Genomic DNA, 13,617 nt, shown 5'->3' on the forward strand with positions numbered 1-13,617 from the left:
GGGGGTGATCGCGACCCGTTCATGGGCCGGTGCGGGTGCACACTGGCAGTGGGACGAGTGCCTGACTGCGGGGTGATGCAGATGCACAGCCGCTTCCGGAGCGACCGGCGGTTGACCACCCGTATGGGGGTCACGCTGTTCCTGCTCGGGCTGGTGTACGTGGGGTTCGTCGCGGCGTTGATCGTGCTGCTGAAGTCGTGGGTGCTGGTCGTGGTGGTCGCGGCGGCGGTGCTCGGGGCGCAGTACTGGTTCTCGGACCGGGTCGCGCTGTTCGCGATGCGCGGGCGGGTCGTGGAGCGGGAGGAGTTTCCCGAGCTGCACGGTGTGGTGGACCGGCTGTGCGCCATCGCGGACATGCCGGTGCCGGTGGTGGCCGTGTCCGATATGGACATGCCCAACGCGTTCGCGACGGGGCGGAATCCCGACCATGCCGTGGTCTGTGTGACGACCGGGCTGCTCAGGCGCTTGGAGCCGGCCGAGCTGGAGGGCGTGCTCGCGCACGAGCTGTCGCATGTGGCACACAAGGACGTCGCCGTGATCACGGTCGCCTCGTTCCTCGGTGTGCTCGCCGGGCTGATCGTGCGGTTCGCCTTCTACTCGCAGCTGTTCGGCGGGGGCCGGCGGGACCAGAACACGGCGGTGGTCTTCGCCGCGGTGATGGGCGTGTCGGCGGCCGTGTACGCCCTGAGCTTCCTGCTGATCAGGTCCCTGTCCCGGTACCGGGAACTGGCCGCGGACCGTGCGGCGGCGCTGCTCACCGGCCGGCCCTCCGCGCTGGCCTCCGCCCTCACCAAGGTGTCGGGCGACATCGCCCGCATCCCGACGAAGGACCTGCGCACGGCACAGGCGTTCAACGCCTTCTACTTCACGCCGGCGCTGGGCCGCGAGCCCGGTGTCGCGCGGCTCTTCTCGACCCACCCGAGCCTGGAGCAGCGGCTCGACCAGCTCGGCCGGATCTCCGCCGAGCTGGGCGAGGCGACGGCACCCGGAGGGGTGTGAGCGGGGCATGGGGCTGCTGGACATCCTGCTCGGCCGCACGAAGCCGGTCGCGCCGGACCTCGACCGGCTCTTCGCGCTGCCGTCGGCGGCCGTGACGCTGGAGGCCGCGGCGGGCTTCACCCCGACCGGGCAGGGCGCGGTGTGCTTCGCCACGGTCGAGGGCGCGGCCTTCGAGCAGACCCACCGCGAGGTGCAGGCGCTGCTGGACGCGGACACCGACCGCGACGGCCCGCCGGTGGAACTGCGGCAGGACGACTACGGCTACTCCTGGCTGGTCTCGCACCGCGCCCCCGACCAGCTGGCCCCGCTCGTGACGGACCTGCACGCCGTGAACAGCCAGATGGAGGTCAACGGCTTCGGCCCCCAACTCCTGTGCTCCCTGGCCGGGTTCCGGGACCGGTCGGGTCGGCCGCTGGGCCTGGTCTACCTCTACAAGCGCGGCACCTTCTACCCGTTCGCACCCGTGCCCGGAGAGACGCAGCGGCGTGACAACGCGCTGGAACTCCAGGTGCGGGCGGCGCTCGCCGAGGACCTGCCGATCGAGCAGGACCTGAGCCGCTGGTTCCCGGTGTGGGGCGCGCCGGGTCTGTGACCGTCCCGGTGCGACCGCCCGTCACCCGGCCCGGGCGCGTGAGTGAATGGCCGTATGAGTGAGCTGATCCCCTTCACGCACACCGTCGACGGTGAACGACTCAGCGGGCTGTCCGGCGGACCCGGCCCGGGTGAGCCGGCCCGGGCGACCGCCGTACTGCTGCACGGCGCGGGCAACGGCGGCAAGGACCGGCTGGTGCCCCTGCTGGAGGAGTTCGCCGCCCGCGGCTGCCACGCCCTCGCCTTCGACTTCTCCGGGCACGGGGAGAGCACCGGCCTGCTGCGGGAGCTGAGCCTGCGCCGCCGCTTCGAGCAGGCCGTGTCCGTCATCGACGCCCGCGCGCGCGTGGGCGGGCCGCTGATCCTCGCCGGCTTCAGCATGAGCGGCCAGACGGTGGCCGATCTCGCCCGTCACTACGGGGACCGGGTGGCGGCACTGGGGCTGTGCGCGCCGGCGGTCTACGCGGCGCAGGCGTGGGACGTGCCGTTCGGCACGGGCGACGGGCGGTTCAGCGAGATCATCCGACGGCCCGGAAGCTGGCGGGAGTCGCCCGCGCTCGACGTCCTGGGCGGGTACGAGGGGCGGGCGGTGCTCGCGGTGCCGGGCACGGACGAGGTCATCCCACCCGCAGTGACGGAGGCCGTCTCGGCGGCGCTGGCCCGGCGCGCCCAGTTCACCCACTGGGAACTCCCCCAGGCGGAGCACCGGTTGGGCCGGTGGTTCCGCGACCACCCCGGCGACCTGCGGGAGTTCGTCACCGCCGTTCTGACCGGGCTCGGCGACCAGGGCTGGACGGCGACCCGCGCGTGGGTGGCCAAACAGCTCCCGGACGGCCGTACGGTCGACAAGTCCACTTTCCTCACGGGCGGCTGGAGCGCCCAGATGCGGCGGCTCACCCTCGACGACGGCACCGCACTCGCCCTGCGGACCTTCGTGAAGCCCTTCTTCCGGCGGCACGCCCCGGGGCTGCTCGCCCGCGAGGCGGAGGTGCTCACTCTGCTGGCCGGGCAGGAGGGCGTGCCGGCACCCGGGCTGACCGGCGTGGACGCGACCGCCGAGCAGTGCGACCACCCGTCCCTGCTGATGTCCGTGCTGCCGGGGCGGGTCCGGGTGGACGAGGAGGACGACCTGGACCCGCGGGTGGACCTGCTGGCGGCCCAGCTGGCCCGGATCCACCGGGTCGTCCCCGAGGAGCGCCCGCGGCCGTACCAGGCGTGGACGTCCCCGGACCGGGTGCTCGCACCCGAGGGTGCGTTGTGGGAACGAGCGGTGGACGTGCTCCGCCGCGACCCGCCGCCGTACGAGGGCTGCTTCCTGCACCGCGACTTCCACCCGGGGAACGTGCTGTTCACCGGCTCGGGGGCCGGCCTGCGGATCAGCGGTGTCGTCGACTGGGTGGAGACCTCGTGGGGCCCCGCCGACCTGGACGTCGCCCACTGCTCGACGGCCCTCGCGCTGCTGCACGGCCCGAAGTACGGCCTCGGTTTCCGGGAGCGCTACGAGGCGCACGGCGGCCACCGGCTCGCCGACGGCCCGGACCACCTGTACTGGCGGCTGCTCGACGCCCTGGCCTACGCCCCCGACGCGGCGAAGCTGGCGGGCCCGTGGCGGGAGCTGGGCCGGACGGATCTGACGCCCCAGGTGCTGGGCGGGCGGCTGGAGGCGTATGTGGCGGGCCTGTTGGAGCGGTACGCCTGAGAGGTGGCAGCCGGTGTGCGGGCGACGGCCGATTGTCAGTGGTGTTCGCGATGATGCGGTCGGGTCGCAGGGACGTGACGGGAGGAGGCCGGTATGGGCGAGGCGCAGCGGTACATCGGGGTGGCGGAGCGGCGGGCCCGGCTCGCGCTGCGGCAGCGGCTGGCGGGGCAGGCGCGGGCGGGGACGCCCGAGGAGGTCGCCGGTTCGCTCGTCGCCCTGCACGGTACGGACCCGGCGACGGTGTATCTGGCCGTGGGCGCGCGGCTCGCGGATCCCTCGGAGACGGTGGCCGAGACCGGGCGCGCGCTGTACGACGACCGTTCCCTGGTGCGGATGCACGGCATGCGGCACACGGTGTTCGTGTTCCCCACGGCTCTGACCGCCGTCGTGCACGCCTCGACCGGGCTGGCGGTCGCCGCCCGGGAGCGGACCGCGCTGCTCAGGGACATGGCGGCGGCCGGAGCTCCGGACGCGGCCTGGCTGACGGAGGTCGAGGAGTCGGCGCTGGCGGCACTCGCCCGGCGCGGGCAGGCCACGGCCGCCGAACTCGCCCAGGACGAGCCGCGCTTGCGGGAGCAGTTCGTGTACGCGGCCGGCAAGAAGTACGAGGGTCTGCACACGGTCTCGACCCGGCTGCTGAGGGTGCTGGGCGTCGAGGGGAAGGTCGTACGCGGGCGGCCGCTCGGCTCCTGGACGTCCAGCCAGTTCCGCTGGGCGCTCGCGCCCGAGCATCCCGAACTGGAGCCGGCGCAGGCCCAGGCGGAGCTGCTGCGGGAGTGGCTCGCCGCGTGCGGTCCGGCGACCGAGGCCGATCTGAAGTGGTGGACGGGATGGCGCGTGACGGAGGTCCGCACGGCACTGGCCGCGCTCGGGGCGCGGCCGGTGTCGCTGGACGAGGGCACGGGTTGGGTGACCGACGGCGATCTCGACGAGGTGGCCGAGCCCGGCGAGCCCTGGGCGGCGCTGCTTCCCGGCCTCGACCCGACGGCGATGGGGTGGCAGCAGCGCGACTGGTATCTCGCGCCGGAGCTGCGGCCCCGGCTGTTCGACCGCAGCGGGAACGTCGGGCCGACGGTGTGGTGGAACGGACGCGTGGTCGGCGGGTGGGCCCAGCGGCCCGGCGGGGAGATCGTCTGGCGGATCCTCGACGAGGAGGGGGTGGGCCGGGAGGCGCTCGCGGCGATCGAGAAGGAAGCGGAGCGGCTGAGCGGGTGGGTGGGGACGACCAGGATCACGCCGCGCTTCCGGACGCCGCTGGAGAAGGAGCTGGCGGCGGGGCAGGACGTTTGAGAACCCCGACGCCGGGTGCCCTGGAGAACGGGCACCCGGCGCTCGGTTCAGCTCTGTTCAGGTCAGGCGGCTCAGCGCGAGTAGCGCATGAACGCCCTCACCATGTGGCACGTCGTGTCCGACGGCGGGTGGACGCCGATCAGTTCCGCCGTGTCGCGGATGGTCTCGTTGCGGGCCTGGTTCGGCGTGTGGACGCCGGAGTCGAGCAGGGCGATGGCGAGGCGCATCGCCTTGAGACGACGGTTGTGCATGACGTACCACTCGCGCGGCCGGCCCGGCGGCAGCGGCCGCTTCTCCAGGGGCGCGTACGGCAGGTCGAGCAGGACGGGGCGCTTCGCGGTGGACTGGGTGGGCAGCGGCTTCGGCTTGAGTGCGGCAGCGGGCACAGGCATCCTCCTGTCGCGGTGAGGGCGGCACTCCGGACTCCTCGGCGATCCCGGCGCCACCCTCGAACACTGCTTCTATTCTACTGCCCACCACTGACAAAAGGCCCTGGCCACAAGGGCTTTCGGGGGTGCGGTGACACAAGTGGAGAACGGGTTTCGGGCCCACTCTCCCCGGCGTCACGAGGGCGTACCGTAGCCCCATGGAGATCTGGATCAACCCGGCCTGTTCGAAGTGCCGCAGTGCCGTGAAGCTGCTCGACGCCGAAGGCGCCGACTACACCGTCCGCCGCTATCTGGAGGACGTGCCGAGCGAGGACGAGATCCGGGGCGTGCTGGACCGGCTCGGGCTGGAGCCCTGGGACATCACCCGCACCCAGGAGGACGCCGCCAAGGAACTCGGCGTCAAGGAGTGGGACAGGGACGCGGGTTCGCGGGAGCAGTGGATCAAGGCCCTCGCCGAGCATCCCAAGCTGATCCAGCGGCCGATCATCACGGCGGACGACGGTACGGCGGTGGTCGCGCGCACCGACGAGGCCGTACGGGACGCCATGTCCCGTTAGAGGCCCCCTGGAGATCTCCTTCTCGTGTGACGGAGGTTACTTCAGTGACTCCTGTAACCGCTGAGTAACCTCGTTCGGTATCTCGTACATAGCGGCGTACGCTCCCCTATCTCTTCAGGAGGCGCGCATGTCGCGTAGGAGAACGCTCGGTACGAAGAAGAAGATCGCGCTGCTGGTGAGCGCGGCGACCGTGGCGGGAGGCGGGGCCTTCGTCATGGCGAGTACGTCGAACGCCGCGCAGTCCCCCAAGTCGGCGGCGGAGTCGGCGGTCTGCCAGGGCCTCGCCACCGCCCTCGGCAACAACCAGAGGTTCATCGCGGACCAGCGGGCCAACCCGGACGCGCAGTCCGAGGCGCGGATCGCCAACCGCGAGGCGGTCGTCGCGGAGATCAAGCGGAAGCAGGAGGCGTCGGGGTGCGTGGTGGGGGAGTCGGCTCAGGACTCCCAGGCCGCGCAGCCCGAGCAGCCGGCGCAGCCCGCTGAGTCCGCACAGCCCGCTGAGTCCGCTCAGCCCGCTGAGTCCGCCCCCGCGGCGAACCCCGGTGGTGGCGCTGCCGCCTCCGGGCAGCAGGTGTGCAACGGCTCCACCGTCACGCTCTCCGGCGAGGACGGTGCGCCCGCCGCGTCCAGCAACCAGTTCCCGGCCGGCACGAAGCTGAAGGTCACCAACCTGGACAACAACAAGTCCACGACGGTGGAGGTCACTTCGGTCTCCGGCAGCTGTGTGCTGCTGAACAACGCGGCTTTCGAACAGGTCCGTGAGCCCGGCAAGTTCCTGATCCGCCGGGCCGTGATCGAGAAGGTGGGGTGACGCCGGACGGACGAGGACGAGTGAGTCGCTGAGGCGGCGGCCTCCCCCTCGGCCGTCTCCTCGTACGTGTCAGCGGTCCTGCCGCTCCCGGCCAGGAGCGGCAGGACCGGCGCGCTGTGGGACACGCGGCGCCGGTCACCGGCTTGACGGAGGGAAGCCGGTGACCGGCTCCTGCCCCGCGACCAAACGCCCTCACACCGTGAGGTGCGGCACAGCGGCACCAGGTAACACGGGGTTCACATTCGAGCAATGGCCGGGAAATCGCCTGTTGACAGGCTGCCGGGCATTGACGCGGCGCCCCAGTGCCGCAGCGCCGCAAGCACCCGCGATACGCGCCCAGACACACCCCCGAAGGATGTGGCCCGTGACCTTCAAGGCTGAGTACATCTGGATCGACGGCACCGAGCCGACGGCCAAGCTGCGTTCCAAGACCAAGATCATCGCGGGCTCCCCCGCCGGTCTCGACGCGCTGCCGATCTGGGGCTTCGACGGGTCCTCCACCAACCAGGCCGAGGGCCACGCCTCGGACTGTGTCCTCAAGCCGGTCTTCACCTGCCCGGACCCGATCCGCGGCGGGGACGACGTCCTGGTCCTGTGCGAGGTCCTGAACATCGACCTCACCCCGCACGCCAGCAACACGCGTGCCGCGCTGGCCGAGGTCGAGGAGAAGTTCGCGGCCCAGGAGCCGATCTTCGGCATCGAGCAGGAGTACACCTTCTTCAAGGACGGCTACCCGCTCGGCTTCCCCAAGGGCGGCTTCCCGGCCCCGCAGGGCGGCTACTACTGCGGTGTCGGCGCCGACGAGATCTTCGGCCGTGACGTCGTCGAGGCGCACCTGGACAACTGCCTGAAGGCGGGCCTGGGCATCTCCGGCATCAACGCCGAGGTCATGCCCGGCCAGTGGGAGTTCCAGGTGGGCCCGCTGGCCCCGCTGGAGGTCTCGGACCAGCTGTGGGTGGCCCGCTGGCTGCTGTACCGCACCGCCGAGGACTTCGACGTCGCCGCGACGCTGGACCCGAAGCCGGTGAAGGGCGACTGGAACGGCGCCGGCGCGCACACCAACTTCTCCACCAAGGCGATGCGCGAGTCCTACGACGCGATCATCACCGCGGCCGAGTCGCTCGGTGAGGGCTCCAAGCCGCTCGACCACGTCAAGAACTACGGCGCCGGCATCGACGACCGCCTGACCGGTCTGCACGAGACCGCCCCGTGGAACGAGTACTCCTACGGCGTCTCCAACCGCGGTGCCTCGGTCCGTATCCCGTGGCAGGTCGAGAAGGACGGCAAGGGCTACATCGAGGACCGCCGCCCGAACGCCAACGTCGACCCGTACGTGGTGACCCGGCTGCTCGTCGACACCTGCTGCTCGGCGCTGGAGAAGGCCGGCCAGGTCTGATCCACCCGCAAGGCTCCTGAGGGGCGCTCACCGTTCGCGGTGGGCGCCCCCTCGCGTTGTCAGCGGGCCGTCCGCACGCCCGGGCGACCGTCCGCCTCCCGGCCGGTGTCCAAGCTGTGAGAGGAGGGTCCCGGCACCCGGCACCGGTCTGCTTCAATGGCCCCATGGCCAGCTACCAGAAGCACACCGCGACGGGTCGCCATGACCTCGAGCCCTTCTGGCCGTCCCGTCAGCACCACGACTTCGACCGGGTGTGTTGCCGCGCGACGAACGCGCCGGCCCTCTAAAGCCGTACCCCCGGCCTTCGGCCAGCGCGAACCGCGTACGTCCTCGGCGAGCCCGACCACGAACTCGCGGCCGTCGACCTCCCCGACGAACTCCTCGCGCGAAAGAGCTGACCTCTCATGGCGACCACTCGTTCCCTGTCCACCGCCGCCCCCTTCAACGCCCCGTCGGCCACCGGGCCACGGCACCGGCTGCGTGCCGTCGACCGGGACGAGGTGGTGACGGTCGCGGATCTGCTGCCCCCGGGCGCCACCTGGCTGCCGGCGCCGCAGCACACCCTGCCCACGCTCCCCGGGCAGCCGCCGATGATCGGCTATCTGGTGCTCGTCCCGGCCGACCAGCAGCCGCCGTTCCCGGTGGCTGTGACGGACCGGCCCGAGGCCGCCGGTCCCGAAGGCACCGCACGGCCCGCAGGCTCCGAGCCGCGTGGCGAGCCGCCGATCCGCGTCGACACCGTGCAGCGCACGGCCGAGGTGGCCGGGCGGCCGCTCGACCTCACGTATCTGGAGTTCGAGCTGCTGGCCCACCTGGTGGCGCACCCGGGCCGGGTGCACACCCGCGACCAGCTGGTCGGCACGGTGTGGGGCTACGGGCACGTCGGCGACGGCCGTACGGTCGACGTCCACATCGCCCGCCTGCGCCGCAAGCTGGGTGCCGAGCACCGCGACACGATCCGCACGGTGCGGCGGGTCGGCTACAAGTACGTGCCTCCAGCGGGTCACTGAGCCGCTGGTGCCCGCCCGTCTGCTGACGGCAGAGGGGCGTTCCGTTCCGCCGCCCCGGCGGGCAGAGTCGACGGCATGAGACTTCTGATGCTGGGTGGTACGGAGTTCGTGGGCCGGGCCGTCGTGGAGGCGGCCCTGCGGCGGAGCTGGGAGGTGACCGTCTTCCACCGGGGGCGGCACGAGGCGCCGCCGGGTGTGCGCTCACTGCTCGGCGACCGCACCGAGCCCGGCGGGCCGGCCGCCCTCGCCGAGGACCCGGGCGAGTGGGACGTCGTCGTCGACACCTGGTCGGCGGCGCCCCGGGCGGTCCGGGACGCGGCGCGGCTGCTGCGGGGCCGCGCCGGCCGGTACGTGTACGTGTCGAGCTGCTCGGTGTACGCATGGGCCCGGCCCGCCGGGTACGGCGAGGACGCGCCCCTGGTGGAGGGGGCGTCGGCCGACGCGGAGCAGACCGCGTACGCACAGGACAAGCGCGGTGGTGAACTGGCCGTGCTGGACGCCTTCGGCGAGGACCGGTCGGTGCTCGCACGGGCCGGGCTGATCCTCGGCCCGTACGAGAACATCGGCCGGCTGCCCTGGTGGCTGGCCCGCACGGCACGCGGCGGCCCGATGCTGGCGCCCGGCCCGCGCGACCTGCCTCTGCAGTACGTGGACGTCCGTGACCTGGCCGGGTGGGTCCTGCACGCGGCGGAGCGGGAGCTGAGCGGACCGTACAACCTGGTCAGTCCGCCGGGGCACACCACGATGGGTGAGCTGCTGGACACCTGCGTACGGGTCACCGGCGGCGCGGCCGAACTCCGGTGGACCGAACCGGAGGTGATCCTCCAGTCGGGCATCCAGCCGTGGACCGAGCTGCCGGTGTGGGTGCCGCCGGGCAGTGACCTGCACGACGCCCTGCACAACAGGGACGTCTCACGGGCGGTCGCGGCGGGGCTGAGCTGCCGGCCCGTCGAGGAGACGGTGGCCGACACCTGGCGGTGGCTCCAGGACGTCGGCGGCGCCGCGCCACAGCGCCCGGACCGGCCTCACCCGGGCCTCGACCCGGAGGTGGAGGCCAAGGTGCTCGCAGCCGGCGGAGGTGTACGTAACACCACCCCGTGACCGGGTGTTCCGCCCCAGTGACCCCGCATCCACGCTCGGCGAGACTGACGCCATGACCATCGACACGAAAAGCGGCAACGGGCGTACGAAGGGGCGGGGCCTCGCACTCGCCGCGGTGCGGGGGCTGGGGGTCGCCCTCGTCTCCCTGCCGGGGGCGGTGCTGTGCTTCGCCCTGTCCCTGGTGTCCATGGCGCTCATCCCGATCGGGATCGGGCTCGTCACGACGCCGTACGTACTGAAGGGGGTGCGGGCGTTCGCCGACTGGCGGCGGGTGCTCGCGGCGGAGTGGGGCGGGGTGCGTATACCTCCGGCGTACCGGCCGCTGCCGAAGGACGCCAATCCGTGGTCGCGCACCTTCGGGATGCTGGGCGACCCGGCGACCTGGCGGGACCTGATGTGGCTCCCGGTCGACATGACGGCGGGGTTCCTGACCGCGCTGCTGCCGGCCGCGCTGTGGCTGTACCCGCTGGAGGGGTTCGCGCTCGCGGCCGGGCTGTGGCGGGTCTTTCCCGAGGGGTACTGGTACGGGTTCGTCGAGGTCACCGGGCAGCTGTCGGCGTTCGGTGCCGCCGCTCTGGGCCTGGTGATCCTCTTCTTCGCGCACTTCCTCACCCCGCTGCTGCTGGACGTCCACTTCCGGCTGACCCAGGCCGTTCTGGGCTCGGGCCGGCGCGAACTGGCCGAGCGGGTGCGCGTGCTGACCGAGACGCGGCGCGACGCCGTCGACACCTCGGCCGCCGAACTGCGGCGCATCGAACGGGACCTGCACGACGGGGCCCAGGCCCGGCTGGTCGCGGTCGGCATGGACCTGGGCACCATCGAGGCGCTCCTCGACAAGGACCCGGCCAAGGCCAGGGAGCTGATCGCGCAGGCCCGCAGGTCCTCGGTCGAGGCGCTGACCGAACTGCGCGAGCTGGTGCGCGGCATCCATCCGCCGGTCCTGGCCGAGCGCGGACTGGGCGACGCCGTACGGGCCTTGGCGCTGCGGCTGCCGGTGGCGACCGAGGTGAACGTGGACCTGCCCGGGCGGGCGGAGGCGCCCGTGGAGTCGGCCGCGTACTTCGCCGTGAGCGAGGTGCTCACCAACGCCGTGAAGCACTCCGGCGCCGACCGGATCTGGGTCGACCTGCACCACGCGGACGGCCATCTGCGGGCGACCGTCACCGACAACGGCAAGGGAGGTGCGGTGATCGGGGCCGGTTCGGGGCTGGCCGGGGTCGAGCGGCGACTGGGTACATTCGACGGCGTCCTGGCCGTCGGCAGTCCCGCGGGCGGTCCCACCATGGTCACCATGGAGATCCCTTGCGCGTTGTCCTAGCCGAAGACCTCTTCCTGCTGCGCGACGGACTCGTCCGGCTGCTCCAGGCGCACGACTTCGAGATCGCGGCGGCCGTCGAGTCCGGTCCCGAACTGGCCGCCGCGCTGGCCGAACTGGCGCCGGACGTCGCCGTGGTCGACGTACGCCTGCCGCCCACGCACACCGACGAGGGGCTGCAGTGCGCGCTGGACGCCCGCCGGAAGCGGCCCGGGCTGCCGGTGCTGGTGCTCTCCCAGCACGTGGAGCAGCTGTACGCGCGGGAGCTGCTGGCCGACGGCAGCGGCGGCGTCGGATACCTGCTGAAGGACCGGGTGTTCGACGCCGAGCAGTTCGTGGACGCGGTGCGGCGGGTCGCCGCCGGTGGTACGGCGATGGATCCGCAGGTCATCCAGCAGCTGCTGGCGCGGCAGTCGGGCGACGACCGTCCGCTGGCCCGGCTGACGCCCCGGGAGCGAGAGGTGCTGGAGCTGATGGCGCAGGGCCGGTCCAACGCGGCGATCGCGGGCCGACTGGTCGTGACGGAACGGGCGATCGCCAAGCACACCGCGAACATCTTCGCCAAACTGGGACTGGAGGTCTCGGACGACGACAACCGGCGCGTGCTGGCGGTTCTCGCGTATCTCGACCACGGCCGGTGAAATCGGACCGGATTGTTCACCCACGGTCGGAGATCAACAACTCCCGGTGTGTGAGGGGCTGTTGAGAACACAGCTCCCTCACGAATCTCGCATCAATTTCCGAGACATCTGAACACCCCTGGGACGGCCTCCGTATGGAAGGGAGCCGCTTCACTCCTGTCGGGCGCCTCGATGCCCCCGAAAAAGGAAGTCAGAGGAGTTCCATGGGACGCAACACAAGAAAACGCCGGACGCCGATGGCCACCAAGGCCATAGCCGCATCGGCGGCCCTAGCGCTCGGTGGGGGCGGGCTGATCTGGGCAAACTTCTACGCCTCGGCGCACGAGGAGAACTCGGCGAACCAGACGAAGTCCGCGGGCGCACAGGTCGCCACGATCCAGTGTCCGGACGTAGGACAGCAGCTGACCGATGTGCCGGACGGTGCGCGCCAGGGGGTGGACAAGGAGCTGGCCAACCTCGACAAGCAGATCAGCGAGGCCTACACCCGGCTCGCCTCCACGCGCCAGGCCCAGGCCGGTGACCCGGGCTTCGTCAACAACGCCATCCTCGGCCCGCTGAAGTCGAAGCGGACCGCGGCCATCGACCGGATCGGCATCAACATCCGGCGGGTGGGCGGACAGGCCCCGGACAACCTCGCCCAGATGGCCGAGTGCAAGGGCATGGCCGCCGACGCGAACACCAACGACGGCAACGCCGGGGACGGTCAGAACAACGACGGCCAGAACCAGGACGGCCAGGACCAGAACCAGGACGGCGGTCAGAACCAGGACGGCGGTCAGAACCAGGACGGCGGTCAGAACCAGGACGGCGGTCAGGACCAGGGCCAGGACCAGGGTCAGGGCGGCAACGGCGGTCAGGCCGGCAACGGCCCCGCGGCGGGCGACTTCATCAACATCGAGGACGTCCAGCCCAACTCCCGCAACCTGCCGAACGGCCTGGCGGCGAACGGCGACGGTGGTTCCACGGGCTCGTTCACCACGAACTGCGGCACCAACGAGAACGAGAACCGCAACTCGGACAACGTGATCGTGGCGCCGGGCGTGTCCAACGGTGCGCAGCACCAGCACGACTACGTCGGCAACCAGAGCAACAACGCCTTCGCGAGCGACGAGGACCTGGCGAACGCCGAGACGACCTGCCAGAACCAGGGCGACAAGTCGTCGTACTTCTGGCCGGTCCTGCGGATCCAGGACGGTTCGGACGACATCGACGCGGGTCAGCCCGGCGGTGGCCAGGACGGCAACGTCGGCAAGATCGTCGAGCCTTCCGAGGCCCAGCTGAAGTTCGTCGGCAACCGCACCAGCGACGTCGTCGCGATGCCGAAGGCCCTGCGGATCATCACCGGTGACGCCAAGGCCTTCACCAACGGCCTGAACAACGCCAACACCTCCTGGAGCTGCACCGGCTTCGAGGACCGGCAGGTGACGGACAAGTACCCGCTCTGCCCCGAGGGCAGCTCCGTGGTACGGACGTCCAACTTCCAGAGCTGCTGGGACGGCCAGAACATCGACAGCGCCAACCACCGCACCCACGTGGACTTCGTGGAGGCGGACGGCAGCTGCTCGAACGGCTTCCAGGCCATCCCCCAGCTCCAGGTCCGCCTGGTCTACGACGTTCAGGCGCCGCAGATCAACAACGGACAGGTGCAGAACGCCTTCGCGGTGGACTCCTTCCCGGAGCAGCTGCACAAGGCGATCACCGACCACAACGACTTCATCAACTTCTTCGACGAGAACGTGATGAACGAGATGGTCCAGTGCATCAACAACGGCGAGGACTGCCAGTAGTAAGCACGCGGTAGAAAGCCGGCGGTGGGAT

The 13,617-nt window shown here is 71.5% G+C and carries 14 protein-coding genes; 13 read left to right on the forward strand and 1 reads right to left on the reverse strand.

Annotated features, from left to right (window positions below; genetic code table 11):
* Window positions 1-81 precede the first annotated feature (81 nt).
* The 4 genes from htpX to ACH4G3_RS28285 all read left to right on the forward strand — a co-directional run bounded on the left by htpX (window position 82) and on the right by ACH4G3_RS28285 (window position 4,579).
* Window positions 82-999, forward strand: a complete 918-nt coding sequence (gene htpX / locus ACH4G3_RS28270) for a zinc metalloprotease HtpX (RefSeq protein ID WP_397627140.1) — start codon at window positions 82-84, stop codon at window positions 997-999.
* 7 nt (window positions 1,000-1,006) lie between these two features.
* Window positions 1,007-1,591 carry a PspA-associated protein PspAB gene (gene pspAB, locus ACH4G3_RS28275; RefSeq protein ID WP_397627141.1) on the forward strand — a complete coding sequence of 195 codons (585 nt, stop codon included), beginning with the start codon at window positions 1,007-1,009 and terminating at the stop codon, window positions 1,589-1,591.
* A gap of 54 nt (window positions 1,592-1,645) precedes the next feature.
* Complete coding sequence (locus tag ACH4G3_RS28280; protein ID WP_397627142.1) at window positions 1,646-3,289, forward strand: alpha/beta fold hydrolase; 1,644 nt, start codon at window positions 1,646-1,648, stop codon at window positions 3,287-3,289.
* A gap of 93 nt (window positions 3,290-3,382) precedes the next feature.
* The gene (locus ACH4G3_RS28285) at window positions 3,383-4,579 is read left to right on the forward strand and encodes a winged helix DNA-binding domain-containing protein (RefSeq protein WP_397627143.1); all 1,197 of its coding nucleotides are present in this window, start codon (window positions 3,383-3,385) and stop codon (window positions 4,577-4,579) included.
* Window positions 4,580-4,650: 71 nt separating this feature from the next.
* On the opposite strand, the gene ACH4G3_RS28290 is transcribed toward ACH4G3_RS28285, so the two are convergent.
* Window positions 4,651-4,965: a hypothetical protein gene (locus ACH4G3_RS28290; RefSeq protein WP_020274434.1), complete on the reverse strand. Its 315-nt coding sequence runs from the start codon at window positions 4,963-4,965 to the stop codon at window positions 4,651-4,653.
* A gap of 200 nt (window positions 4,966-5,165) precedes the next feature.
* Between ACH4G3_RS28290 and ACH4G3_RS28295 the strand changes: the two genes are divergently transcribed.
* The 9 genes from ACH4G3_RS28295 to ACH4G3_RS28335 all read left to right on the forward strand — a co-directional run bounded on the left by ACH4G3_RS28295 (window position 5,166) and on the right by ACH4G3_RS28335 (window position 13,586).
* A complete protein-coding gene (locus ACH4G3_RS28295) occupies window positions 5,166-5,525 on the forward strand; it encodes an arsenate reductase family protein (RefSeq protein ID WP_397627144.1) in 360 nt (119 codons plus the stop codon).
* A gap of 127 nt (window positions 5,526-5,652) precedes the next feature.
* Entirely contained in the window at window positions 5,653-6,336 is a 684-nt protein-coding gene (locus ACH4G3_RS28300; RefSeq protein ID WP_397627145.1) for an RlpA-like double-psi beta-barrel domain-containing protein, read from the forward strand.
* A 364-nt stretch (window positions 6,337-6,700) separates the two neighbouring features.
* Complete coding sequence (glnII, locus tag ACH4G3_RS28305) at window positions 6,701-7,732, forward strand: glutamine synthetase (RefSeq protein ID WP_397627146.1); 1,032 nt, start codon at window positions 6,701-6,703, stop codon at window positions 7,730-7,732.
* 164 nt (window positions 7,733-7,896) lie between these two features.
* Window positions 7,897-8,019 carry a hypothetical protein gene (locus ACH4G3_RS28310; protein ID WP_086025076.1) on the forward strand — a complete coding sequence of 41 codons (123 nt, stop codon included), beginning with the start codon at window positions 7,897-7,899 and terminating at the stop codon, window positions 8,017-8,019.
* Between the two features lie 117 nt (window positions 8,020-8,136).
* Window positions 8,137-8,742: a winged helix-turn-helix domain-containing protein gene (locus ACH4G3_RS28315; RefSeq protein ID WP_397627147.1), complete on the forward strand. Its 606-nt coding sequence runs from the start codon at window positions 8,137-8,139 to the stop codon at window positions 8,740-8,742.
* 75 nt (window positions 8,743-8,817) lie between these two features.
* Window positions 8,818-9,843, forward strand: a complete 1,026-nt coding sequence (locus ACH4G3_RS28320) for an NAD-dependent epimerase/dehydratase family protein (protein WP_397627148.1) — start codon at window positions 8,818-8,820, stop codon at window positions 9,841-9,843.
* 52 nt (window positions 9,844-9,895) lie between these two features.
* Window positions 9,896-11,161, forward strand: a complete 1,266-nt coding sequence (locus ACH4G3_RS28325; protein WP_397627149.1) for a sensor histidine kinase — start codon at window positions 9,896-9,898, stop codon at window positions 11,159-11,161.
* Window positions 11,146-11,799 carry a LuxR C-terminal-related transcriptional regulator gene (locus tag ACH4G3_RS28330; protein WP_397627150.1) on the forward strand — a complete coding sequence of 218 codons (654 nt, stop codon included), beginning with the start codon at window positions 11,146-11,148 and terminating at the stop codon, window positions 11,797-11,799. The genes ACH4G3_RS28325 and ACH4G3_RS28330 overlap by 16 nt, the downstream gene beginning before the upstream one ends.
* 203 nt (window positions 11,800-12,002) lie before the next feature.
* A complete protein-coding gene (locus ACH4G3_RS28335; protein WP_397627151.1) occupies window positions 12,003-13,586 on the forward strand; it encodes a DUF1996 domain-containing protein in 1,584 nt (527 codons plus the stop codon).
* The last annotated feature ends 31 nt before the right edge of the window (window positions 13,587-13,617 follow it).

This window comes from Streptomyces afghaniensis (assembly GCF_044327915.1).
In the GTDB taxonomy this organism is placed as follows: Bacteria; Actinomycetota; Actinomycetes; order Streptomycetales; family Streptomycetaceae; genus Streptomyces; species Streptomyces afghaniensis.

Bases quoted from the DNA above. Each gene is read 5' to 3' on its own strand.
- htpX (WP_397627140.1), top strand. From the start codon at position 82: ATGCACAGCCGCTTCCGGAGCGACCGGCGGTTGACCACCCGTATGGGG.
- pspAB (WP_397627141.1), top strand. From the start codon at position 1,007: ATGGGGCTGCTGGACATCCTGCTCGGCCGCACGAAGCCGGTCGCGCCG.
- ACH4G3_RS28280 (WP_397627142.1), top strand. From the start codon at position 1,646: ATGAGTGAGCTGATCCCCTTCACGCACACCGTCGACGGTGAACGACTC.
- ACH4G3_RS28285 (WP_397627143.1), top strand. From the start codon at position 3,383: ATGGGCGAGGCGCAGCGGTACATCGGGGTGGCGGAGCGGCGGGCCCGG.
- ACH4G3_RS28295 (WP_397627144.1), top strand. From the start codon at position 5,166: ATGGAGATCTGGATCAACCCGGCCTGTTCGAAGTGCCGCAGTGCCGTG.
- ACH4G3_RS28300 (WP_397627145.1), top strand. From the start codon at position 5,653: ATGTCGCGTAGGAGAACGCTCGGTACGAAGAAGAAGATCGCGCTGCTG.
- ACH4G3_RS28310 (WP_086025076.1), top strand. From the start codon at position 7,897: ATGGCCAGCTACCAGAAGCACACCGCGACGGGTCGCCATGACCTCGAG.
- ACH4G3_RS28315 (WP_397627147.1), top strand. From the start codon at position 8,137: ATGGCGACCACTCGTTCCCTGTCCACCGCCGCCCCCTTCAACGCCCCG.
- ACH4G3_RS28320 (WP_397627148.1), top strand. From the start codon at position 8,818: ATGAGACTTCTGATGCTGGGTGGTACGGAGTTCGTGGGCCGGGCCGTC.
- ACH4G3_RS28325 (WP_397627149.1), top strand. From the start codon at position 9,896: ATGACCATCGACACGAAAAGCGGCAACGGGCGTACGAAGGGGCGGGGC.
- ACH4G3_RS28335 (WP_397627151.1), top strand. From the start codon at position 12,003: ATGGGACGCAACACAAGAAAACGCCGGACGCCGATGGCCACCAAGGCC.